25 protein-coding genes are annotated in these 21287 nt (G+C 69.9%); 13 read left to right on the forward strand and 12 right to left on the reverse strand.

Annotated elements, in window-relative coordinates; all coding sequences use genetic code 11:
• The first annotated feature begins 122 nt into the window (after positions 1–122).
• The 7 genes from A6035_RS13785 to A6035_RS13815 all read left to right on the forward strand — a co-directional run bounded on the left by A6035_RS13785 (position 123) and on the right by A6035_RS13815 (position 7477).
• Positions 123–656: a hypothetical protein gene (locus tag A6035_RS13785; protein WP_108848294.1), complete on the forward strand. Its 534-nt coding sequence runs from the start codon at positions 123–125 to the stop codon at positions 654–656.
• A 131-nt stretch (positions 657–787) separates the two neighbouring features.
• On the forward strand, positions 788–3832 hold the full coding sequence (locus A6035_RS13790; RefSeq protein WP_108848296.1) for a Na+/H+ antiporter subunit A: 3045 nt from the start codon (positions 788–790) through the stop codon (positions 3830–3832).
• Positions 3829–4428 carry a Na(+)/H(+) antiporter subunit C gene (locus A6035_RS13795; RefSeq protein WP_108848298.1) on the forward strand — a complete coding sequence of 200 codons (600 nt, stop codon included), beginning with the start codon at positions 3829–3831 and terminating at the stop codon, positions 4426–4428. Before A6035_RS13790 ends, A6035_RS13795 begins: the two co-directional genes overlap by 4 nt.
• Positions 4425–6050: a Na+/H+ antiporter subunit D gene (locus tag A6035_RS13800; RefSeq protein WP_108848300.1), complete on the forward strand. Its 1626-nt coding sequence runs from the start codon at positions 4425–4427 to the stop codon at positions 6048–6050. The genes A6035_RS13795 and A6035_RS13800 overlap by 4 nt, the downstream gene beginning before the upstream one ends.
• A gap of 1 nt (position 6051) precedes the next feature.
• Positions 6052–6822, forward strand: a complete 771-nt coding sequence (locus A6035_RS13805) for a Na+/H+ antiporter subunit E (RefSeq protein ID WP_108848302.1) — start codon at positions 6052–6054, stop codon at positions 6820–6822.
• Positions 6819–7112, forward strand: coding sequence for a monovalent cation/H+ antiporter complex subunit F (locus A6035_RS13810; protein ID WP_108848304.1), 294 nt, complete (start codon positions 6819–6821; stop codon positions 7110–7112). The genes A6035_RS13805 and A6035_RS13810 overlap by 4 nt, the downstream gene beginning before the upstream one ends.
• Entirely contained in the window at positions 7109–7477 is a 369-nt protein-coding gene (locus tag A6035_RS13815) for a cation:proton antiporter (protein ID WP_108848306.1), read from the forward strand. Before A6035_RS13810 ends, A6035_RS13815 begins: the two co-directional genes overlap by 4 nt.
• A 233-nt stretch (positions 7478–7710) precedes the next feature.
• On the opposite strand, the gene A6035_RS13820 is transcribed toward A6035_RS13815, so the two are convergent.
• From A6035_RS13820 to A6035_RS13830, 3 genes are all read right to left on the reverse strand, one after another.
• On the reverse strand, positions 7711–8058 hold the full coding sequence (locus tag A6035_RS13820; protein WP_108848308.1) for a hypothetical protein: 348 nt from the start codon (positions 8056–8058) through the stop codon (positions 7711–7713).
• A 93-nt stretch (positions 8059–8151) separates the two neighbouring features.
• Positions 8152–8970, reverse strand: coding sequence for a LytR C-terminal domain-containing protein (locus A6035_RS13825; RefSeq protein ID WP_244192448.1), 819 nt, complete (start codon positions 8968–8970; stop codon positions 8152–8154).
• A 15-nt stretch (positions 8971–8985) separates the two neighbouring features.
• Positions 8986–9315 (reverse strand): nucleoid-associated protein NapA, encoded by a 330-nt coding sequence (locus A6035_RS13830; RefSeq protein ID WP_108848310.1) that lies wholly within the window; start codon positions 9313–9315, stop codon positions 8986–8988.
• 172 nt (positions 9316–9487) lie between these two features.
• Here A6035_RS13830 and A6035_RS13835 point away from each other — a divergent pair, with 172 nt between their 5' ends.
• From A6035_RS13835 to A6035_RS13855, 5 genes are all read left to right on the forward strand, one after another.
• Positions 9488–10159 carry a peptide deformylase gene (locus A6035_RS13835; protein ID WP_108848312.1) on the forward strand — a complete coding sequence of 224 codons (672 nt, stop codon included), beginning with the start codon at positions 9488–9490 and terminating at the stop codon, positions 10157–10159.
• On the forward strand, positions 10152–11228 hold the full coding sequence (locus tag A6035_RS13840; protein WP_108848314.1) for a GNAT family N-acetyltransferase: 1077 nt from the start codon (positions 10152–10154) through the stop codon (positions 11226–11228). The genes A6035_RS13835 and A6035_RS13840 overlap by 8 nt, the downstream gene beginning before the upstream one ends.
• 52 nt (positions 11229–11280) lie before the next feature.
• Complete coding sequence (locus A6035_RS13845) at positions 11281–12081, forward strand: exodeoxyribonuclease III (protein ID WP_108848316.1); 801 nt, start codon at positions 11281–11283, stop codon at positions 12079–12081.
• Between the two features lies 1 nt (position 12082).
• Entirely contained in the window at positions 12083–12976 is an 894-nt protein-coding gene (ppk2, locus tag A6035_RS13850) for a polyphosphate kinase 2 (protein ID WP_108848318.1), read from the forward strand.
• A 154-nt stretch (positions 12977–13130) separates the two neighbouring features.
• The gene (locus tag A6035_RS13855; protein WP_108848320.1) at positions 13131–13547 is read left to right on the forward strand and encodes a CoA-binding protein; all 417 of its coding nucleotides are present in this window, start codon (positions 13131–13133) and stop codon (positions 13545–13547) included.
• 61 nt (positions 13548–13608) lie between these two features.
• Here A6035_RS13855 and A6035_RS13860 read toward each other — a convergent pair whose 3' ends face one another.
• From A6035_RS13860 to A6035_RS13875, 4 genes are all read right to left on the reverse strand, one after another.
• The gene (locus A6035_RS13860) at positions 13609–14109 is read right to left on the reverse strand and encodes a CD225/dispanin family protein (protein ID WP_108848322.1); all 501 of its coding nucleotides are present in this window, start codon (positions 14107–14109) and stop codon (positions 13609–13611) included.
• Positions 14110–14224: 115 nt separating this feature from the next.
• Complete coding sequence (locus A6035_RS13865) at positions 14225–14521, reverse strand: GNAT family N-acetyltransferase (RefSeq protein WP_108848324.1); 297 nt, start codon at positions 14519–14521, stop codon at positions 14225–14227.
• A 154-nt stretch (positions 14522–14675) separates the two neighbouring features.
• On the reverse strand, positions 14676–15437 hold the full coding sequence (locus A6035_RS13870; RefSeq protein ID WP_108848326.1) for an ABC transporter permease: 762 nt from the start codon (positions 15435–15437) through the stop codon (positions 14676–14678).
• Positions 15434–16348 carry an ABC transporter ATP-binding protein gene (locus A6035_RS13875; protein WP_108849295.1) on the reverse strand — a complete coding sequence of 305 codons (915 nt, stop codon included), beginning with the start codon at positions 16346–16348 and terminating at the stop codon, positions 15434–15436. The genes A6035_RS13870 and A6035_RS13875 overlap by 4 nt, the downstream gene beginning before the upstream one ends.
• Before the next feature lie 87 nt (positions 16349–16435).
• Between A6035_RS13875 and A6035_RS13880 the strand changes: the two genes are divergently transcribed.
• On the forward strand, positions 16436–17089 hold the full coding sequence (locus tag A6035_RS13880) for a DUF1707 SHOCT-like domain-containing protein (protein WP_167400734.1): 654 nt from the start codon (positions 16436–16438) through the stop codon (positions 17087–17089).
• A gap of 25 nt (positions 17090–17114) precedes the next feature.
• Here A6035_RS13880 and thiG read toward each other — a convergent pair whose 3' ends face one another.
• The 5 genes from thiG to A6035_RS13905 form a co-directional block, all read right to left on the reverse strand.
• Positions 17115–17882: a thiazole synthase gene (gene thiG / locus A6035_RS13885; RefSeq protein WP_108849296.1), complete on the reverse strand. Its 768-nt coding sequence runs from the start codon at positions 17880–17882 to the stop codon at positions 17115–17117.
• Positions 17883–17964: 82 nt separating this feature from the next.
• Complete coding sequence (gene thiS / locus A6035_RS13890) at positions 17965–18165, reverse strand: sulfur carrier protein ThiS (protein WP_108848330.1); 201 nt, start codon at positions 18163–18165, stop codon at positions 17965–17967.
• 77 nt (positions 18166–18242) lie between these two features.
• Complete coding sequence (locus A6035_RS13895) at positions 18243–18638, reverse strand: FAD-dependent oxidoreductase (protein WP_425267505.1); 396 nt, start codon at positions 18636–18638, stop codon at positions 18243–18245.
• 199 nt (positions 18639–18837) lie between these two features.
• Positions 18838–19587, reverse strand: coding sequence for an SDR family NAD(P)-dependent oxidoreductase (locus A6035_RS13900; RefSeq protein WP_341867176.1), 750 nt, complete (start codon positions 19585–19587; stop codon positions 18838–18840).
• A gap of 196 nt (positions 19588–19783) precedes the next feature.
• The gene (locus A6035_RS13905) at positions 19784–20158 is read right to left on the reverse strand and encodes a hypothetical protein (protein ID WP_159149593.1); all 375 of its coding nucleotides are present in this window, start codon (positions 20156–20158) and stop codon (positions 19784–19786) included.
• Between the last annotated feature and the right edge of the window lie 1129 nt (positions 20159–21287).

The following is a 21287-nucleotide window of genomic DNA, read 5'->3' on the forward strand; positions in this document are numbered from 1 at the left end:
AAGCATGCGGAAGATTCTCGTAGTAACCGGACGTAACGGGGCCTGACAGACCGGCACCCCCGTTGCGTGGTCACTGCTTTCTCCGTCGGTCACCGTCACCGACGTCGAGAAACGAGAACACCATGAACGCCCCCGCGCAGCATTTCGCCACCACCGCCGCCCGCGGCACCGCCATCCCCTGCCCCTTCGCTGAGCGCTTCGGGCGGCGCATGCCCCGCGGTTTCGCCGGCGAGGCGGCCGGGATGGACTGGCGCACCCTCGTCGACACCTACGCCCCCTCGTCCGACCGCTTCCACCTGGCCGACTTCTCGCGTCGCCCGCTCGGTCGCGGGATCACCGCCTACGAGGCGATCCTGGCCACCCGCACCGCCGGCGACGCACCCGGGGATTTCCGCGCTCACCGCCTCACCACCGCGTCCTGCGGCGACCTCACGGCGATGTCGGACATGCTGAGCCGGGTCGGTGCCCCGGCGGAGATCGAGCGGTTCCACCAGTACGAGGGACGCGGGTTCGACGGGGCGGAATCGTCGTGGTGCACCATCCTGCGTGCGACGAGCGGCCGACGAGAGACCTGGGCGCTCGGCTTCGGGCAGACCGCCCCCGAGGCGTCCATCTCCGCGCTGCTCAGCGCCGCGACCCGTCTTCACCTGCGATAAAAGCGACTCGAAACGCTGTTCTGTAAAGTGAGCGCAGTAACCACGCCCCGGTCGACACCGGCTACCCGCCTCTCTCCGGGCGGGCCCGTCCGCATGTCGTCGTCCGATCGACGCAAGGAGAGGAGCCGCCGGTGATCGTGATCCTCGCGGCCCACGCCGTGGCCGCCCTGATCGCGATCCCACTGGTGTTGAGGCTCGGGCGCCGCGCCTTCCCTCTCCTGGCCCTCGTCCCCGCCGCGGGCGCGGTGTGGGTGGCGGCCAACCTCGACCTCGTCCCCACGGAGTCCCTCCAGTGGGCGCCCGGCATCCACCTGACCTTGGACCTGCGGATGGACGCGCTCTCCGCGCTGATGTCCCTCATCGCGCTCGGCGTGGGCGCACTCGTGCTGTTCTACTGCACCTGGTATTTCGACGACACCGAGCCCCGCTTACACCTGTTCGCGGCGGAGATGGTCGCGTTCGCGGGGGTCATGTTCGGCCTGGTCGTCGCCGACAACATGGTCCTGCTGTACATCTTCTGGGAGATCACCTCCGTCCTGAGCTTCCTGCTCGTCGGCCACTACGCCGAGCGGGCGACATCCCGCCGCGCGGCCACGCAGGCACTGCTCGTCACCACCCTCGGCGGCCTGGCGATGCTGGTGGGCATGATCATCCTGGCCCAGGAGGCCGGGACCTACCTGCTCAGCGAGATCGTCGCGACCCCGCCGTCCGGCACGCTCGTGCACTGGGCGCTCGCCCTGGTGATCGTGGGCGCGACCAGTAAGTCCGCCATCGCCCCCCTGCATTTCTGGCTGCCCGGGGCCATGTCCGCGCCCACTCCCGTGAGCGCGTATCTGCACTCCGCGGCGATGGTCAAGGCCGGCGTCTTCCTCGTCGCCGCCTTCGGCCCCGGCCTGTCCGGATCGTCCACATGGCAGCTGCCGCTCATCGTGCTCGGTCTGGTCTCGCTGCTCATGGCCGGGTGGCGGGCGCTACGCGAGACCGACCTCAAGCTGGTCCTGGCCTTCGGCACCGTCTCGCAGCTGGGGTTCCTGTTGGTGCTGGTGGGAATCGGCTCGCGGGACACGATGCTCGCCGGGCTCACCATGCTGCTGGCGCACTCGCTCTTCAAGTCCGCGCTGTTCATGGCCGTCGGCGTCATCGACAAGGCCACCGGCACCCGGGAGATCCGCGAACTGTCCGGCCTGGGCCGCAGAAGCCCCGCCCTCGCCCTCTTCTTCGCCCTCGCCGCCGCCTCGATGGCCGGCCTGCCGCCCTTCCTCGGATTCGTCGGCAAGGAGTCCGCGTTCGCCACCACGCTGACCGAGGAGCGGCTGCACGGTATGCCGGCGCTCGTGATCACCGCGGGCCTGGTCGTCGGCTCGGTGCTCACCTTCTCCTACACCGCCCGCCTGGTCATGGGCGCGTTCCGCTCCAAGTCCTTCTTCCCCGACGGGACCAGCCCCGCGGTGGCCGGGTCGAAGCCGATCAACCCGTTCTTCCTCTCGGTCCCCGCCCTCCTCTCCGTCGCCGGCCTCGTCCTCGGTGTGTGGTCGGCGCCCGTCGAGGAGCTGCTCACCCGGTTCGTCGACGTCGCGTTCCCGCCCGGCAGCCCCTGGGCCGGTGCCGAGCCCTACCACCTCGGACTGTGGCACGGCGTCGGCGTCCCGCTCGCGCTCACGGTGGTCGTGTACGTCCTCGGCACCATGCTCTACGTCGCGCAGCGGACGGTCGAGCGGATGCAGTTCGAAACGCCCGCCCTGGGCAACGCCGACCGCATCTACGACGCCGTCCTGCGCTTCTTCGACCTCCTGTCGCTGCGCCTGACCGCCAGCATCCAGCGCGGTTCCCTGCCGCTGACCCTGGGCATCATCCTGTTCACGCTCGTGGTGTTCCCGTTCGTGTCGCTAATGGTCGGCACCCGCGAGGGTCTGCGGATGGAGCTGTCGGCCAACCCGGTCGTGCTGTTCGTCATGATCCCCATGACCGTCGCCGCCGTGGCCGCCACCGTTCTGCGCAACCGCCTCGCCGCGGTCATCTGCATGTCCGTGACCGGCTACGGCGTCGCCGTGATCTTCGCCTTCCACGGCGCCCCCGACCTCGCGCTCACCCAGGTCCTGGTCGAGACCCTGATGATGGTCGCCTTCGTCCTGGTCCTGCGCACGATGCCCGCCGAGGTGCCCCTGTCGGACGGATTCCGCCGGCTGCGGGCCTGGCTCGGCATCGGCGTGGGCCTCCTCGTCGTCATCGTCGGCGCGTACGCCATCAATGCCCGCCAGGACCCGGCCGTGTCCGCAGTCTTCCCGGACATCGCCTACCGGATCGGCAACGGTGCCAACGCCGTCAACGTCACCCTCGTCGACATCCGCGCCTGGGACACTCTCGGCGAGATCACCGTGCTGCTGGTCGCCGCGACCGGTGTCGCCAGCCTGGTCTTCCGCAACCGACGCTACGGCTCCGGGCCGCGTATCGCCGACGCTGACAAGACCCGCTCGGGCCGACGCGGGATGGAGGCCGCCCGCATCGTCATCGAGGCACCGGGGGCCTCGCCCGGCCGGTGGCTGGTCGGCGCGACGGTCCGCGACCCCCGCGCCCGCTCGCTCGTCCTCGAGGTCACCACCAGGCTCATTTTCCCCACGATGATGATCCTGAGCCTGTTCTTCTTCTTCGCCGGCCACAACAACCCCGGTGGCGGTTTCGCCGGCGGACTGGTCGCGGGCCTCGCGCTCGTGCTGCGGTACCTCGCGGGTGGCCGATACGAACTCGGCGAGGCCGTCCCGATCGACGCGGGCCGGATCCTCGGCGCGGGCCTCCTGCTGGCCGCGGGTACCGCCGCCTCCTCGATGGTCCTCGGTGCCCCGCCGCTGTCCAGCGCCACCGTCGAGTGGACGCTGCCCGTGTTCGGTGACGTCAAGCTCGTCACGGCACTGTTCTTCGACGCGGGCGTGTACCTCATCGTCGTCGGCCTCGTCCTCGACATCCTCCGCAGCCTCGGCGCGCGACTCGACCTCGACGCCGAGGATCTGGAGGAGCTCCGGGCCGTCTACGTCGACGCCACCGACTCGCCCTCCACCGCCGCCCTGCGCCGCGTCCCCGGTGTCGACGGTCAGGCTCCGCGGTCCGACCTGGCCGCCCGCCGCGCCGCCCGCCTGGAGGCCGCCGAGAACCAGGGCACCACTCCCCGGGGGATGCCATGACCGCCGACTTCGCCCTACTGCTCATGGCCGGTGTCCTCAGCGCCACCGGCGTCTATCTGCTGCTCGAACGCACGATCATCAAGATCCTGCTCGGCATCATGATCCTGTCCAACGGCGTCAACCTGCTCATCCTCGCCGCGGGCGGGCCCCCGGGGAACCCGCCCATCCGTAACCGGTCGTGGGGTGACAACACCGTCGACTCGGACCCGCTGTCCCAGGCGATGATCCTCACCGCGATCGTCATCACCGCCGGCGTGGGCGCCTTCATCCTCGCCCTGGCCTACCGCTCGTACCAGTTCACCACCGCGGACGAGGTCGCCGACGACGCCGAGGACACCAAGATCGCCCGGCGTTCCCCGACCGACGCGTGGTCCGCGCCGGACCGCGACGCCTCGGACGACCAGACGACGGGCCAACCCACCGAACTCGGTGACCACGTCGACTACGACGACCAGGACCTCGAGGAGGCCGAGGCAGAGGCGGAAGCCCGGGCAGAGGCCCGCGCGCAGGCCAGGGCGAAGGCCGAGGCAGAGGCGCGGGAGGTCGACCGTCGTGAGAGGCGCTACAAGAAGGCCGGGAAGGAGGAGGACCTGTGATCTCCCCCGACCTCTTCGGGTACCTCATCCCCTCCGTCGTCCTCGCGCCGCTGCTCGCGGCAGCACTGTGCCTGGTGGTCTCGCGCCGGCCCCGGATCCAGAACATCATCACGATCACCACCCTCACCGGTCTGCTGATCGTCTCGGGTGTCCTGCTCGTGCTCACCGACTCGCACGGCATGCACACGGTGCAGGTGGGCGGATGGGACGCCCCCGTCGGCATCACCCTCGTCGCCGACCGCCTCAGCGCCCTCATGCTGTGCGTGTCCGCCATCGTGCTGCTGACGGTCATCATCTACGCCGTCGGGCAGGGCGTCCGGGACGGCGACGGCGACCAGCCCACCTCGATCTTCCTGCCCACCTACCTCGCGCTGGCCGCGGGACTCAACGCCGCATTCATCGCGGGCGACCTGTTCAACCTGTTCGTCGGCTTCGAGATGTTGCTGGCCGCCTCCTACGTACTGCTCACGCTCGGGGCGAGCCAGGAACGCGTCCGCGCCGGCGTGTCGTACACCGTCGTGTCGATGGTCTCGTCAATGGTCTTCCTACTGGGCATCGCGCTGACGTACTCGGCTGTCGGCACGCTCAACCTGGCCCAGCTGGCCACTCGGATGGTCGAGGTGCCGGACGGCCTGCGCAACACCATCTTCGCCGTGTTCCTCGTGGCGTTCGGCATCAAGGCCGCCGTCTTCCCGCTCTCGACCTGGCTGCCCGACTCGTACCCGACCGCGCCCGCCCCGGTCACCGCCGTATTCGCCGGCCTGCTCACCAAGGTCGGCGTGTACGCCATCATCCGCTTCCACACCCTCGTGTTCCCCGGGGGCGGGATGGACGGGGTGCTGCTCATCGCCGGTCTACTGACGATGGTCGTGGGCATCCTCGGCGCGATCGCCCAGTCCGACATCAAGCGGATCCTGTCGTTCACACTGGTCAGCCACATCGGCTACATGATCTTCGGCATCGCGCTGTCCAGCGAGTCCGGGTTGAGCGCGGCGATCTACTACGTCGGCCACCACATCATCGTCCAGACCACCCTCTTCCTCGTCGTCGGTCTCATCGAGCGTCAGGCCGGGTCGTCGTCCCTGCGTCGACTGGGATCCCTCGGCGTGGCCAGCCCGGTCCTCGCGGTCACGTTCCTCCTCCCGGCGCTCAACCTCGGCGGCATCCCGCCGTTCTCCGGGTTCATCGGCAAGCTCGCGGTGGTGCAGGCCGGCGCCGAGAAGGGCGGAGCCCTCATGTGGGTGCTCATCGCCGGCGCCATGGTCACCAGCCTGTTGACGCTCTACGTGGTCGCGCGTGTGTGGTCCAAGGCGTTCTGGCGGCCGCGGGCCGACGCCCCCGAGGGCGCCCTCGCACTCGCGCGGCCGCTGTCCCTGCTCCCGTCCGACGAGTACGTCGAGTTCGACGAGCGCGAAGAGGTCGGCAAGATGCCCTGGAGCATGCTCGCCCCGACCTGGGCACTCATCGTGGTCTCGCTGCTCATGACGTTGTTCGCGGGGCCACTGCTCGAGGTCACCGACGGCGCCGCCACCACCCTGCGCGAGCGCATCGAGTACCTCTACACCGTCCCGACCGACGGATCACCCGAGCGCTACGTCGACTCAGTGACGGGGGTGCGCTGACATGGCGCGCAAGGTTTCACTCGACCCGCGGGTCCTCGGCGCCCGCACGTTCATGACGCTGTGGCTGGCCGTCGCGTGGGTGCTGCTGTGGGGCACCATCGAGATCGGCACCATCGTGTCCGGACTGCTCGTGGCGACCCTGGTGATGGTCGTCCTGCCCCTCCCCCGCGTCCCGGTCGAGGGCCTGCTGCGGCCACTGTCCATGATCTGGCTCGTGCTGGTCGTGGCCTTCTACCTGATCCGCTCGTCGTTCATCGTCGCGTGGCTCTCGATCAGGCCGAAGGCGCCGCCGCGGTCCGCGGTGCTCCGAGCGCCGATGCGGCTGAAGTCCGACTTCACCCTCGCCCTGGCGGTGAACACCCTCAACCTGTTGCCCGGCGGCATCGTGGTCCGCGTCGACCCCGCGGCCCGCTACGTGTACGTCCACGTCCTGGACGCCGGCACCGACGAGGCCGTGGAGCAGTTCCGCCGCCAGACCGCCCACGTGGAGCAGCTCTATCTCCGTGCCTTCGAGCGGGACGAGGACTGGAAGCCGAGCCCCGAGCACTACTCGGCCCCCGCCGACAGCGCCCCGAGTTCCGCAGGCGCCGCGAGCTCGGCGAGCTCCCTGGCGACCGATGAGCCGGTCGATCCGGCCGGTGTGGCGGACCCGGCGAATCCCGACGACGCCGCGCCGGCCGGCTCGGGAGGCGCCGACCGCGACGCCGGAAGCACCGAAGGCGCCGAAGAGAAGCCGTACGACCCAGGCATGAAAGAGGAGGGACCCTGGTGAGCGTTGCACTCGTCCTCTGGATCCTGGCCATCGTCGCGCTGACGGCCGCGCTGTTCACGACCGTGATCCGCCTGCTCGCCGGTCCCACCACCCTCGACCGGCTCATCTCGCTCGACACGCTGGTCGCCGTCGCTCAGGGCGGGATCGGCGTCTACATCGCGTGGACCAGGGACACGACCCCGGCGGCGGCACTGGTCGCCCTGGCCCTGGTCGCGTTCCTGGGCTCGGTGTCCGTGGCCCGGTTCCGCGTCCGCGACAACGTCGGCACCCCCGAGGAGGCCATCACATGAGCGACGACTTCGTCGAGATCATCTCCGCCCTGTTCGTCCTCGCCGGGGCACTGCTGACGCTCTGCAGCGCCATCGGCCTCGTCCGGTTCCGCGACACTCTCGGCCGCATGCACCCGGCGGCCAAGCCGCAGGTCCTCGGGCTCGTGCTCATCCTCATCGGGGCGGGCATCCGGGTCTTTCCGGACATCGACCTCGGGATGCTCGTGCTCGCCGGGATCGTGGCCGTGTGCGCCGCGCCCGTGATCGCAAACCGAGTGGGCAACCTCGCCTACCGCGAGAGCGTGCAGGACGGCACCATCACCCACGAGGCGCCCGTACTCGAGAAGTACACCGGCCCCGGTATCGACGGCCGCCGCGACTCCTGACCCGCGCGCGTCGGCGCTCGCCGGACCCCGCCCTCCACCGAGAAGAGCGTTTCGCACATTTCTACTCGAACGATGTGTGCGAAACGGTCTTCTCGACCGCTGCTGCGGCGGCGCTGCGGGCCGGGCCTCGCGCCGCCGGGCCGCCAAGCCGAGCGCCCGGGCCCGACATCACGCGAGCCCCGGACCCGTCTGCTCGGGTGCGGGGCTCGCGGGTCCGGTGACCGGACCGAAGATCAGGGAGCGGGCTGCGTCGGGACCGCGCTGCCGGCCTGCTGCTCGGGGCCCGGGACCGGGAGGCCGTCGTCAGTGGTGGCCTGGCCGCCGCCCTCGTCGCCGCCCTCACCGGGCAGGCCGGTCGCGGTGGTGCCGGCCTCGAAGTCCTCGATGGTGTCGGGGTCGTCGGTCTCCTGCGTCTCCGGGATGACGGAGTGGGGCACGGCGTCCTCGGTGTAGGTGGGCAGCGTGTACGGCGCGTCGGGATCGGCCGGCTCCTGGTTGGGGCTGCACGCGGCCACGGCGAACGCCAGGGCGAGTGCGGGAGCCGCGACCAGGATGCGGCGGGCGGTCTGACGCGGGGCCATGGGGGCTCCTTCGATCTCGGGAGGCTGCAAGTCGCTACTGGGCGTGCGTCCCGCGGGCGGGCGGGACGCGTGGGCTCATCATATCCTCAGGGGTCAGCGGTCGAGATCCTGGGTGACGATCACGATCACGCCGGGAGCCTCCCCCGCCAGGTCCGCCGGCCGCGGCTGCGCGGTGATCCCCAGCTGGTCGGCGATCGCCTGCGCGGCCTGCTGCTCACCGGGCCCGGTGCCGTAGAAGGCGGTGGATTCCGCCACCACGCCGCGGTTGGACGGCATGTTGGCCACGTCGCCCACCGCGAAGCCGCTCTCGCGCAGCGCCTCGCCGGTGCGGCCGGCGAGGCCGGTGACGGTGCTGTTGTTGAAGATCTGCACCGGCACGGCCGTCACATCCGGCCCGGCCCCGCCGGGCTGACCCGCCGGCGGCTGACCGCCTGGCTGGGCGGGGGACGCCGGATCGGCGGGCGGAGCGTCTCCGCCGGCCTCGCCGGGAGCGCCCTCGGCACCGTCCTGACGGGCGGGGGCGCCGCCCTGGTCGGGGGCACCCTCGGCGCCGCCGCCCTCACCCTGCGCGGGCTGGCCGTCGGCGTCCTGACCGGCCTGTCCGTCCTGCTCGACCTGGGAGGTGCCCTCGTCGGCGGTGGTGGCCGCCTCGTCGTCGTCGCCCCCGAACAGCTGCACCAGTCCGATGCCCACGGCCAGCACGACCGCCGACAACAGCACCATCGCGATGGCGCGGTACGGCGGGCCGCTCGGCTCGTCGGGGCCGCCCGCGCCCGGGCCGTACGGACCGTCGGCGTCGTACGGGCCGCCGTCCCGGGGGTCGCCGTACTGTGCGTCGTCGTACCGGGGATCGCCGTGGTCGGAATCGCCGGGCTGCGGGGCGTACTGCGGGTTCTCGGACTGGGAGCTCACGCGCCCGAGTCTAGGTCAGTCGAGGCGCATTCCCAGGTTGCGCGCCGCGCGTGCCTTCTGGCGGCTGGAACGCATGCGGCGCAGGCGCTTGACGAGGAGGGGGTCAGCGGCCAGCGCCTCGGGGCGGTCGATGAGGTCGTTGAGGATCTGGAAGTAGCGGGTGCCCGACATGTCGAACTGCTGCCGGATCGCCTCCTCCTTGGAGCCGGCGAACTTCCACCACTGCCGCTCGAACTCGAGCATCTTCTGATCCCGCTCCGACAGGACGGGGTCGGCGGCGTGCAGCTCGTCCTCCCGGTCGCCTCCGGTGGTTGCCTCACGCGTCGAGGCAGCCGATCGACCCATGTGCGCACCTCCTCCTGTAACAACGGGCGCCGTACCCGACGCCCCAGTCAGCGCTCCGGCCAGCAGCACGACGTAGCCGACACTCCTGCCGGATCACACCGTTGTGATTCCCCCGTAGTGAACCACACGCCTCCGACACCCCGCCATCGCCGGCGCACTAGAATCGGCCACCATGGCCGTCCGTCCCATCGTCATCCTCGGCGATCCCGCGCTCCACGCGCCCACCGAACCCGTCACCGAGTCCCCCGAGGAGATCGCGGACCTCGTTCAAGACCTCTACGACACCATGGACGCCGCCAACGGGGTGGGACTGGCCGCCAACCAGATCGGCGTCCGCAAGCGCGTGTTCGTCTACGACTGCCCCGACCTGGACAGCGAGAACGGCGAGGGCCTCTCCCGCGAGGAGGTCGAGGCGCGCGGCGGCTGGCTCAACCGGCGCGGCTGCGTCATCAACCCGGTGCTCGAGACGTCCGAGATCCCCGAGACCATGCCGGACCCCGAGGACGACCTCGAGGGCTGCCTCTCCGTCCCGGGCGTCAACTTCCCGCGTGGCCGCGCGTGGTGGGCGCGCGTGACGGGTACCGACGAGCACGGCGAGCCGGTGTCGGTGGAGGGGTACGGCCTGTTCGCCCGCTGCCTGCAGCACGAGGTCGGCCACCTGGACGGCTTCGTCTACACCGACCATCTCATCGGGCGGAACAAGAAGGCTGCCAAGCGCCACATCCGCGACGCGGGCTGGGGCGTGCCGGGCCTGAGCTGGGATCCGGTCACCGACCCGGACCCGTTCGCCGACGAGGAGGACTGGGACGGCGACGACGACGAGGTCGTCACCGACCATGGCTGAGCAGGACCGGGGCCTGTCGGGTCGGTCCCGGTGGAACGCCGGCCGCCACGTGGCGGTGGGCGAACGCGTGGTCGTGCGTCGCCATCTGGCTCCCGGTGAGGCCTCGCACCTGTACACGGACGTCATCGGTCACGTGGTGGCGCTCGAGCCGGAACTGGTCGTCCGCCGGGAGTCCGGCGAGGAGCTGCGGATCCCCGACGCGGACGTCGCCGTGCTCAAGGTCCTGCCGCCGCGGCCGGTGCGGGCCCGCGACGTCCGGGCGCACGAGTACGCGGGGGCGCTGGCGTGGCCGTGCCCCGAGTTCGAGCTGGTCGACGGCTGGTTCTGTCGGGCTGGCGACGACTGGTCGTATCGCGGGAACTCGGCCGTGCCCGTCCTGCCGTGGGCCAGCTGCGAGGACCTGGACGGCGTGCGCGACTGGTACGCCGCCCGCGGACTGCCGCTGCGGCTGGTCGACGTCGAGCGACTCGTCACGGCCGAGCGGATGGCGCTCGACGGCGCCCCCGTGGACCCGGCGCGCATCCACGCCGACCGCGACCTGTTCCTCTGCACGGCCGACAGCGAGGCGCTCCTCGCCGTGGTCGACGCCGCCTTCCCCGCCGACACGCGGCCCGCCGTCACCCTGGCCGACCGCCCCGACGACGACTGGCTGGCCCTCTACCACGCCACCGCCGACCTGGACCCCGAGCGCGTGCGGCCCGCGATGCTCGCCACGGCCGGCATCCTCACCGACGGGCCGGACAGCGGCGACCCCGGCCCCGGCGGCCACGTCGTGTTCGCCCGCCTCGAGTCCGGCGGCGAACTGGCCGCCATCGCCCGCGGCGCCGTCACCGTCGGCCCCGACGGGCAGGCGCGCGTCGCCGTGTCCTGCGTGCAGACCGCCGACGCCCACCGCCGCCGCGGCCTCGCCGAGGTCGTCACCGGCGCGCTCGTCGACTGGGGACTCGGCCTCGGCGCGCGGGAGTGTCACCTGCACGTGTTCGCGGACAACACCGCCGGGCGCGGCCTGTGGGCCAAGCTCGGACTCGAACCACACCATTCGCTGCGGCACCTCGTCGTCGTCGACTAGTCCAGACCTCCCACGGTGACGCCGCCGCGCGGCGCGCAATAGACTCGCACCCATGCGCCTGGCCACCTGGAATGTGAACTCGATCCGAGCCCGCAAGGACCGCGTGCTCGCCTGGCTCGACCGGTCCGACGTCGACGTCCTGGCGATGCAGGAGACCAAGTGCAAGGACGACCAGTTCCCCGAGGTGGACTTCCGCGAACTGGGCTACGAGGTCACCCACCACGGACTGAGCCAGTGGAACGGCGTCGCCGTGGCCTCGCGCGTCGGGCTCGAGGACGTGCGGCTGGGCTTCGACGGCATGCCCGGCTTCCACAAGGACCCCGAGCAGTCGCAGGACCCGGAGGCGCGCGCCATCTCCGCGGTGTGCGACGGCGTCCGCGTCTACAGCCTGTACGTGCCCAACGGCCGTGAGCTGTCCGACCCGCACTACACCTACAAGCTCGAGTGGCTGGCCCGACTGCGTGACCACGCCTCCGCCGAGCTGGTCGCCGACCCCGACGCCCAGGTCGCGCTCGTGGGCGACTGGAACGTCGCGCCGCTCGACGAGGACGTGTGGGACATGGAGGTCTTCGAGGGCAAGACCCACGTCTCCGGGCCCGAGCGACTGGCGTTCGCCGCCTTCGACGGCGCCGGTTTCCGCGAGGTCACCCGCGAGTACACCCCCGGGCCGGGCGTCTACACGTACTGGGACTACACCGGACTCAGCTTCCCCAAGCGCAAGGGCATGCGCATCGACTTCCAGCTGCACTCCCCCGCGCTGGCCGCCCGCGTCACCGGCGCCTTTATCGACCGCGAGGAGCGCAAGGGCAAGGGCGCCTCCGACCACGCGCCCGTCGTGGTGGAACTCGACTGAGATGTCCACGTTCCAGCTGCGGCACTACATCGACCGGCTGCGCGCCGAGGGCTTCACGGTCCGCGACGACCACGGCGAGGACCCCGACCTCATCGACATCACCGGCCGTGCGGTCGACACGTGGCGGGAGAACTACCCGTACGACGAGCGGATGGACCGCAACCGGTACGAGGTCGAGAAGTACCTCCTGCAGATCGAACTGCTGAAGTTCCAGCGCTGGCAGGCCGAGTCCGGGCACCGACAGGTGATCGTGTTCGAGGGCCGCGACGCCGCCGGCAAGGGCGGGACGATCAAACGGTTCACCGAGTACATCAACGTCCGCCAGGCCCGCGTCGTGGCGCTCATCAAGCCCACCGAGACCGAGCTGCACCAGTGGTACTTCCAGCGCTACGTCACCCACCTGCCCAGCCGCGGCGAGCTGGTCCTGTTCGACCGCTCCTGGTACAACCGCGCCGGCGTCGAGCGGGTCATGGGATTCTGCACCGACGAGCAGTACTCCACGTTCATGCAGCAGGCGCCGATGTTCGAGAAGATGCTGGTCGAGTCGGGTATCGGGCTCACCAAGCTGTGGTTCTCGGTGACCCGCGAGGAGCAGAAGACCCGGTTCGCGATCCGGCAGCTGGACCCCGTGCGCCGCTGGAAGCTCTCCCCCATGGACCTTGAGTCGCTGGGGAAGTGGGACGAGTACACCGAGGCCAAGGAGGAGATGTTCCGGCGCACGGACACCGAGTGGGCGCCGTGGACGACGATCAAGTCCAACGACAAGAAGCGGGCCCGCATCAACGCGATGCGCTACTTCCTCAACCAGTTCGACTACCCGGAGAAGGACCACCAGGTGGTGTTCGAGCCGGACCCGAGGATCGTCCAGCGCGGCAAGGACGCCGTCGGGGACTGACTGAGCCTGCGAAGGAAGCGCCCCGCGGGCAGGGCCGGTCGGGGACTAGCGGAGCGAGCGCCGGCGAGCGAAGCGATGTCCCCGCGCACGGATCCCGTCGGGGACTGACTGCTCGCGCGGGAATGTCTGGGCGCCGTCGGGCCTTGCACGGAGTATGAGCCATTCCAATGATCCGGCCGTCATCAAGCGTCTGCTGTCCGATAAGGGGCGGTGGGCCGTTGTCGGCCTGTCCTCGAACACCTCGCGCACCGCGTACGGGATCGCCGCGTTCGTCCGGGACCTCGGTCACGAGATCGTGCCCGTCCATCCGAAGTCTGAGACTGTCCACGGTCAGCAGGGGTATGCGGACCTGGCGTCGGTCCCAGGCGAGATCGACGTCGTGGACGTGTTCGTCAACTCCGATCTCGCCGGGGGCGTGGTCGACGACGCCATCGCCAAGGGCGCGAAGGCCGTCTGGCTGCAGCTGGGCGTGATCGACGAGGCCGCCGCGAAGCGGGCCAAGGAGGCCGGCCTCGACGTGGTGATGGACGCGTGCCCGGCGATCGAGGCGCCGCGCCTGGGCCTGTCCTGACGAGTGCGTGCGCACCGCCGACCCGGAACCGGGTGGGCGGCGCGCGTGCGTCCGCCGAGCGCTAGTAGCCGCTCGAGGCCAGGCCGACCATCGCGAAGATGAAGATCAGGTACAGGATGATGAGGACCGCCACGATCGCGAGCGAGATCATCCCGAGCCTCTTGGCGGTCGCGCTGGCAGCCTCGGCCTCGGCGTGCCGCCCGGCGGCCCAGAGCGGGTAGACTTCCAGTGCCCGCGTCATCGCCATGAAGGACAGGGGCCAGAAGAACAGGATCGAGGCGACCGCCCACCCCACGTTTGACGGCGGCCCGGGGCGGGCACCGGGGGCCGCGGCGAAGCCGCCCGAGCCTGAATACGCGGGCGTTTGCGAGCCGTAGCCACCCTGTCCGTAGGCGCCCTGGCCGTACCCCTGCTGTCCGTAGGCCTCGTGGCCGTAGCCACCGGTCCCGTAGGATCCTTGCCCGGCCCCGGACTGGGCGCCGTATCCGGATTGTGCGGAGTAGTCCGTGTATCCGGACGAGGAGGTGTTGTCGGCGTTGTCGCCCTGCGGCGGGTAAGTCATGAGCAGTCCTGTTCGCTGGCCGGTCTTCCGCCGCCCACACTACGGTTTCCGTCGGACATCCTCCCCGCCGTGGCGGGGCCGGTCGGCCGTGGTGCGGGCGCCGTGACGCGGCGTGTCAGGTGGCGGCGACGAGTAGCTGGTACTCGGGGAAGCGCACGAGGAAGCGGCGCACGTAGCTGCACACCGGGCGGATCTTCAGCCCGTCGAGTCGCAGGCGGGTGAGGACCAGGCTCACCAGCAGTCGGGCGATGCCCTGCTGACCGAACCGCTCCTCGATCACGGTGTGCAGGAGGATGTAGACGTCGCCGTCCTTCTCGTACCCGACCAGTCCCATGAAGGTCTCGCCGTCCCACAGTTCGAAACGGTCTCTATCGGTGTTGTGGACGAGCTTGAGCGAGGTTCCGCCGGTCATCACGACTCCTTAGGGCCGACCGAGTATCGATTCCGACCCTACCCCTGGAGGGCGGCCCCGTTCAGCGCAACGCGAGAGCGAATACCGGCGGGCCGCAGCGGATCGGCGGAATCGCGGACGCCGGCGCGCGGCCCGTGTCGGCCCGCGTCGGGACTCAGGCGTCGCGGCGCACGGTCATCACCACTCCCGCGACCCACAGGATGACGCAGACGGCGGCGTACAGCGCGAACGCCGGCCACTCGCCCCACGTGATGTAACCGCGGGCCGACTCGCCCTGCGTCCAGAAGTCGCCGTTGGCGAACGGCATCCATCCCGCGATGTCCTGCCCCACCCTGGGAATGAGCGACACCATCCCCTCGAGCGCCAGGATCCACACGAGGAACAGCGAGATCGTCCCGGCGGCGTTGCGCATGATGTACGCCAGTCCCATGACCGCGAGCGTGCCGAGCGCGGCGTAGACGGGAAAACGCCAGAGATAGGTGAGTCCGTCACCGGAGAACGGCGTCCACGACTCGTTGCCGGACAGCGCTCCCGCCACCAGCAGCGCGACGATCACCGAGATGGCGGTGACAACGATAGACAGGATCGTGAACAGCACGGTCTTGGCGACGATCGCGGGCCAGCGCGACGGCGACGTAAGGTAGGTCGCCTTGGCGGTGTGGTAGCGGTACTCGCCGGTGACGCCGACGATCGCGGCGATCCACACCAGCAGCACCGTGAACGCGCTGACCCCGAGGATGGCGAACAGCGGGTCGCTGCCGCCACCGGCCTCGCCGGCGACCGGGTCGGTGGCGGACTGGTCGAACTGGCCGATGATCACAGCCAGCAACACGGCCAACGCGATACCGATCGCGTACAGCCAGTAGGCGCTCTTGGTGGTGGTGACCTTGATCCACTCGGACTTCAGCAGGTTCATCGGGTGGACTCCTGACCGTGGTACTCGACGTCCTGGTCGGTGAGAGCCAAGAAGGCCTCCTCCAGCGACGCCCGCTTCTCGTGCAGTTCGTGGACGGTGATGCCCAGACTGGCGGCGAGGTCGCCGACCTGGGGGGCCCGCAGGCCGTCGATCAGGAACACGCCCTGCTGCGGGTCGAACGTGGCCTGGACGTTCTCGGAACGCGCGGCCCGGGTGAACTCGTCGACGTGCGGCGTGCGCAGGATGACCGAGGACTTGGCGGCCGAGAGGAACTCCTCGACCGAGGTCTGCGCGCGCAGCTTGCCGCGGCCGATCACCACCAGGTCCTGGGCGGTCTGCGCCATCTCCGACAGCAGGTGGGAGGACACGAGCACCGTGCGCCCCTCGGCGGCGCGGGCGTGCATGAAGCGCCGGATCCACAGGATGCCCTCGGGGTCCAGCCCGTTGACGGGCTCATCGAACAGCAGTACCTCGGGATCACCGAGCATGGCGGTGGCGAGTCCCAGGCGCTGACGCATACCGAGCGAGTACCCGCCCACCTTGCGGCCGGCGACGTCGCTCAGACCCACCAGGGAGAGCACCTCGTCGACGCGGGTCGCGGGCAGGCCGGCCGCGGCGGCGATCATCTTCAGGTGCGCGGCGGCGGAACGGTTGGCGTGCGTCCAGGAGGCGTCCAGCAGACAGCCGACCGTGTGCGCGGGCTGCTCGAGATCGCGGTACGGCCTGCCGTTGACGAGCGCCTCCCCCGCCGTCGGATTGTCCAGACCGACGATCATGCGCATCGTGGTGGACTTGCCGGCACCGTTCGGGCCGAGGAAGCCGGTGACGACGCCGGGGCGCACGGTGAAGCTGAGGTCGTCGACGGCGAGGGAGCCGCCGTAGCGTTTGGTGAGATTCCGTACCTCGATCATGGCCACCAGTGTGCCTGCCGCGGCCCCGACAGCGTGTGTCCACCTACTCAGCCCGCGTACAGCTGAAGCAGGTCTAGGCTCGTGACCATGGACGATGTCACGCCCGAACCGGACCGGCCACTACCGGCGGTCCGCGCCTCGGACGCCGAGCGGGAGGCGACCGCGAAGCTGCTACAGGAGTCGTACTCGGAAGGTCGGCTGACCCTCGCCGAGTTCGACGAGCGCACCGCCGCGGCGTACGGCGCCCGGTTCCGGTCCGAGCTGCTGGAGCTGACCCACGACCTGCCGGCCGCGCACCATCAGCTCGAGTCGACGCTGGCGGAGCGGCCGCACCGCGCACCCGAACGGCGGGTCACGGGAGGCAGCGGGCCCGCCACCTCCATTGCGGTGATGGGCGGCGTGGAGCGCACCGGCTCGTGGACCCTGCCGGCCGAGCACACAGCGGTCGCGCTGATGGGCGGAATCGAGATCGACCTCAGGCGCGCGGCGCTGCAGTCCCGCGAGACCGTGATCCGGGCGTTCGCGATCATGGGCGGCATCGAGATCTACGTCCCCGACGACGTCCACGTGGAAGTCGACGGGATCGGCTTCATGGGCGGTTTCGGGGAGGAGTCGGGGCGCTGGAAGCCCGATCCCCGGCCGGTTCACCAGGCCCCGCCCGGCGCTCCTGTCCTGAGGATCACGGGTCTGGCGCTGATGGGCGGGGTCGGCGTTCGACGGGTGCCGCGCGTCGAGCAGTGATCCGGCGGGCGGAAACCCGGACGCCTCAGTCGATCGGCGGGCTGGATGCCTGCGCCCAGAAGCGCTTGGGGATCCGCCCGGCGAGGCGGGCGGCGTACCCGGCCCGGACCGCCTCGCGCATCGCGGCGGCCATGAGCGGCGGACTCTCGGCTCGGGTGACGGCGGTGGCGAGCAGGACGCCGTCGCAGCCGAGCTCCATGGCCAGGGCGGCATCGGACGCGGTGCCGATGCCGGCGTCGCAGATCACCGGCACCCCGGCGCGCTCGACGATCATCTCGAGGTTGTGCGGGTTACAGATCCCGAGCCCGGTGCCGATCGGCGCGCCCAGGGGCATGACCGCCGCGCAGCCCACGTCCTCCAGGCGGCGGGCCAGGACCGGGTCGTCGGTGGTGTAGGGGAGGACGACGAATCCGTCGTCGACCAGGTCCTCGGCCGCCTCGACGAGTTCCAGTCCGTCAGGCAGGAGCGTGCGCTCGTCGGCGATCACCTCCAACTTGACCCAGTTGGTGCCGAGCGCCTCGCGGGCCAGGCGGGCCGTCTTGACCGCCTCTGAGGCACTCCGGCACCCGGCGGTGTTCGGCAGCGGGCGGATGCCGAGCTCGCGCAGCAGCCCGAGAAGTCCGAGGCCGTCCGAGCCGAGCCGAAGGTCGACCTTGCGGATGGACACGGTGGTCAGGGCCGTTCCCGAGGCGATCAGCGCCTCACGGAGGACCTCCTGGTTGCCGGCTCCGCCGGTCCCGGTGATGAGTCGGGAGCCGATCTCCTCACCGGCGATCACCATGGGCGAGTCCATCACCGCGGTGACGTCGGGCGGATACGCGGACAACGCAGCACCGCCCTCGGGGATGCTCGCCTCACTGCGACCCCGGGCGCGGTCAGCCACCCTGGACCGCCGTGAGGACATCGACCTCCGCGCCCGCGCCCAACGGCGCCTCGTCCCACGCCGAGCCGGGCACCACCACGCCGTCGACGGCGATCGCGACGCCCTCGTCGGGCAGATTCAGGTCGGTGACGAGTGCGCGGACGGTCGCGCCGTCGGCCAAGGTGCGGCCCTCGCCGTTCACGGTGACGATCATTGGTTCTCCTGCTTCACGGTCTCGACGTACCGGGGTGGTTTCGAATTCCTCCAGCATAGTGGTCGGTGCCCGTGGCTTCATCCGCGACGGACGGGGGCAGGCGAGGCCGCCCGGGCCGCCGGCGGAACCTGTCGGCCCCCGCCTGCGCTACGACCGTCGCGGCGGTCATCGGGGTGAGGCGCGATGCCGTTGCGGCCGTGCCCGGTGGCGTGGATGAGGCGCGGGTCCGTGGAATCGGGGCCGAGGAACGGGAGGTTGTCCGGCGACATCGGCCGGAGCCCGGCGACTGCCTCTGCCAACTCGTACTCGCCGACCCCGGGGAAAATCATCTCGGCGTCGGCGAGCAAGTCGCGCACCCCTGCGACCGTGACCTGCCGATCGTCGCCGTGTTCGTATTGCGTGGCCCCCACGACCAAGCCGCCGTCGCGTGGGACCAGGTACAGCGGCCACCCCCGCACGAACGCCCGCACCACCCCGCGCGGTGGGTCCTCGCAGCCGGGCCGAGCACGCAGACGGAGAACGGCGCACCTGCGGTGGCGCAGGCAGCAAACTAGGGCCAGCCGGTCGTCTTCGGCAACGTCTCAGATCGCGACATCGCTAGGACGCCAACGCCTCGATCTCGAGATCTGCTCAGGAGCCCACGCCGCGCGCGGGCCCCTGAAACTCTTATTGTCACAGCTGGCGGCGGGCCAGGCTGAACACCTGTCCCGTCGGCCCTCGAGAGGGCATTCCGGCGAGCCACCCGACAAGTGCTGCCACCTCCTTGGGCTCCTTTACCCGTTCGACCGCCGACAATGGTGGCGGCTCGCCCACAGTGAAGTTCGCCCGCGTCAAGTCTGTGAGCACCGGGCCCGGCACGACCTCGTTGATGTCGATGCCGTCAGCGGCCAACTCCTGAGCGAGGACGCGAACGATGTGGGCTGCCCCGGCCTTGGCCACCGCGTACGCGGCGACGCCGGAAATCGGAACGTGCCCCGTGCCGGAACCCACCACCATGATCTTTCCGCCACCGACCTCCCGCATGTATGGGACTGCGTGTCGAACGCTGTAATAGACACTGTGGACGTTGAGGTCGATCACGGACCGCCAGTCTTCCGGCGTGGTGTCCATGAGCGAGAGGTCCGCCACGCCGCCGCCGGCATTGCAGACGAGAACGTCGAGTCGGCTGAACCGATCTGCCGCGGCATCCATAAGTGCCATACACTCATCGTCGGAGGTCACATCTGTCTCCACCACCAGGGCTTCGCCACCGATCTCCTCGACTGCGACGGCCACTTCGGCCAGTTGGTCCGTAGATCGCGCTGCGAGGACGAGGTCGTGGCCGCGGCGGGCCAATTCGACCGCCGAAGCGCGGCCGATACCTCGCCCTGCACCGGTCACGACCGCGACCCTCCGATGACCTCCGGAGCTGCCCCCGCTCACAGGGCGCCCGAACGAAGAACGGTGGTTACAATCCTTCTCCGGCTCCGCCGGGATCGCACCGTTCTCAGGGACAACGTCGAGACCGCGAGCGACCGTCTCCTTGGGCAATTGGACCTTGACACCGCGGGCGAGCTCCGCCCGCGCGGCGCCCCTGACCCCCTCAACCTCGAGGTCGACGTCTTTCGTGAGGGGGCATTCACCTTGCCCTCCCCTCAGGAGAGGCTTTCAGCTCGACGAGCTCCGCGTCGGCGCCACACACCCCCCGCGCGACCTCGAGGCCCTCCTCGATCCGGACCTTGGTGGCAGCGAACCCCGCCGAGCACGCTTCACCGAACAGCTCGGACTCCTGGGTGAGGTTGACAAGCATCTTGACCTGACCGTCACCGAGCAAATCCTGCGCGACGAATGGCAAGCTGTGGAGTACTCCGACCTGCGCGGGCGCGAAGGCGGTCACCGCGGACGGGCAAACCCCCGCCGGTACTAAGTCGATCGTCGCCAAACCGAGACTGGCCTCAATGACCCCTTCTTCAAGAACCAAATCGCTGACTCCGCTAACGGTGATGTCCCCCATCTGGCAACCCTCCATCGCCCCAAAAGGCTCGCTGAGCGATCCCAACCCCTCGTATCGGGGCCGACCCGACGCCGACCCGACGCGTAGGGCGAAGCACATATGGTTCGGCTTCCCACATAAGGGCCGCACGGATCGCTTCATAGTTGTTCGTGGTGTGAGCATCCGACAAACTAACTCGTGTTTGCAGGCCGACCCGGTGTCGGCGCCGCCGGAAGCATCAACTATAGCCTCGTTGTCTACATAGCCTCGTTGTCGCAGTACTGTTATGTGCCGCTTCCGTTCGCGTGTGAGCTTCAGAGAAGTTCATGCCTACTCATCCCGCAACCTTGACGGCGGCTACTGCATTATCGCGATAGCGACCGAGGCGACGTCTAGATCCGCCAGGCGCGCCGACCAGCGAGGCGGTGAGCTCTTCGGTCCGACTGCCCGCATCATCCCACGCCCCGCGGCCGGTTTGGCTTCCGGTCCGCAAACACCCGCCCTGCCGGTGTAGCGCAAACCAGCAGCAATCCGATCTGGGGCGTTCCCGCACGGCCACACGGTGCCGGAGTAGTTCATCTCCGAATAGTAGATTGGCGGGAAGTGCATCGCGAATCGGGGTTTGTCCAGTTGAATATTGGTACTTTGATGTTCTTGGCCACCGTAGCTGTGACAGATTACGTGCACGTTCAAATGGTCGGGGATCTAGCCCTCGATCTTTGTCGGGGACTTTTTTGACCTTCACCGCTCGGCGATGGGCGGAGGCGATCACCTTGCCGTCAGCTAGGTTCAGCGGGCTCGGCGGCGCCGTTTCGCACATAGTCGCGGGCGCGCACCCCGGCCACCCTGGGCGCATCCGGCATCATCGGGAGCGTAGGCTGGGACCTGGCCGAGGATAGCGCCTGACTCTTCTCGTCCACACTGAGCTCGGTCGAGCGGTGCTTCAACCTGCGACTTGCCCCACCCTCTGACCACCGCTCAGCCCAAGCGCCGGGGAAAGACTCCCGCGCCTCAGTCAACAATCGGAAAGTAACCCCGCCATTAATTTGGACCGAGAGCGCCGCGAAGACCCGCGACTCACTCGACGACGTTCTACACGAACTACCGGCGCAGGACATTGGAACGCTCGGGGTCAGGCTACGGGACGAAC

Origin of the sequence: Dietzia lutea, assembly GCF_003096075.1 — a bacterium.
In the GTDB taxonomy this organism is placed as follows: domain Bacteria; phylum Actinomycetota; class Actinomycetes; order Mycobacteriales; family Mycobacteriaceae; genus Dietzia; species Dietzia lutea.